2 protein-coding genes are annotated in these 1312 nt (G+C 28.0%); both read right to left on the reverse strand.

Features of this window, described 5'->3' with window-relative positions:
• Positions 1-132: 132 nt before the first annotated feature.
• Positions 133-612 (reverse strand): hypothetical protein, encoded by a 480-nt coding sequence (locus ACKGJY_RS15500; protein ID WP_413974810.1) that lies wholly within the window; start codon positions 610-612, stop codon positions 133-135.
• A gap of 39 nt (positions 613-651) precedes the next feature.
• The gene (locus ACKGJY_RS15505) at positions 652-1248 is read right to left on the reverse strand and encodes an outer membrane beta-barrel protein (RefSeq protein WP_413974811.1); all 597 of its coding nucleotides are present in this window, start codon (positions 1246-1248) and stop codon (positions 652-654) included.
• Positions 1249-1312: the final 64 nt, after the last annotated feature.

A 1312-nucleotide genomic window follows, 5' to 3' on the forward strand; every position in this document is an offset into this window, starting at 1 on the left:
TCTAGTGTATGATTTCGTTGCGTGTTTAAGCACTAAAGTTAGCAAATAAATCACAGATAGAAAGTCCGCGAGGACTTTCGTAAGTAGGCTATAACTAGCAATGAATTATACACATTGTTGCCAGTAGTAGTTTTATTCAATTCGTTCAAATGTCACAGAGATATTATAAAAATCGTCACTAGGGTCAAAATCATTAAAAATTGTCATTGAATTATTTCCTGAAAATGTTATTTCCTTTGTTTCAATTTCTGTTTGTATTTCTGATGTATTAATGTTTTCGAAATTTGTAGTTAACTTATATTGATTTGCTTGTAATTTTTCCCAAGTCCCACTTATTATGTATTCATTTTGTTCAATACAATCGTTATTGTCATCTTGTTGAAAACTTGTAAAGGTGTAATTCCCATTCTGCAAAAAGGTAAAAGTTGTTACTTCTCCGCAAGTATAACTGTCCGTTTCTTGAACACCATCTACAACTTGAAGTTCAGATACTGGTTTCCATATTCCAATAATTAATTCGGTTTCTGTTTGAGTGTTATCATTATCATCTGATGAACAAGATAAAATAGACAATCCGATTAAAATAGTAAGTAGTAAATTCAGTTTTTTCATTTGTTAATTTTATTATAGGTTTAGGTATAAGTTTATATTCTATTCTAATATTTTTTGTAAGTTAATATTTGCTTTAAATATTCCACTTAGTTGTTTAGAAGAAGTATCATTTAAAATGTCGTTAAGTGAGTAATCGAAACATAATTCTAAACCAATATAATCGTTTATATCAAAGCCAAATGCTATATTTCCAGCAAAAACGCCGTTAAAATTATTAACTATTTCGAATTGGTCTTCTTTATCAGATGCACTTAAGAAAAAAGAATATCTTATTCCTGGTCTTAAATAAAATCCTTTGTTATAGGTTTTTGCCAAACTAAATTTAACACTTGGATTTACTGTTAAATAATTATGATTGATAATTAAATCATTATTCTCGTCAATTGAAAAATTTGATTTTCGATTATCATATGCAAGACTACCATAGATACCAATTTTTTCAGCAATTTTGTAATTTATGAATCCACCAAAATATATTCCATTTCCTTTAGGTGTCGTGGCATAACCTTTACTGTTTGGGTTTAATTCTAAAATTGTAGAAACGCTCGTGCCTAATTCAATTCCATAAGTAATGTCTTGAGAGAAAATAGATTGAAACGATAAGATTGATAATGCAATTAGTAAATGTTTTTTCATAAATTCAAATTATTAGTTTTTAATGTTCTTTTAGTCGAGTAAGTTTTTCGCTATTACTGGCAAC

The organism is Hyunsoonleella sp. 2307UL5-6 (assembly GCF_047345485.1).
In the GTDB taxonomy this organism is placed as follows: Bacteria; Bacteroidota; Bacteroidia; order Flavobacteriales; family Flavobacteriaceae; genus Jejuia.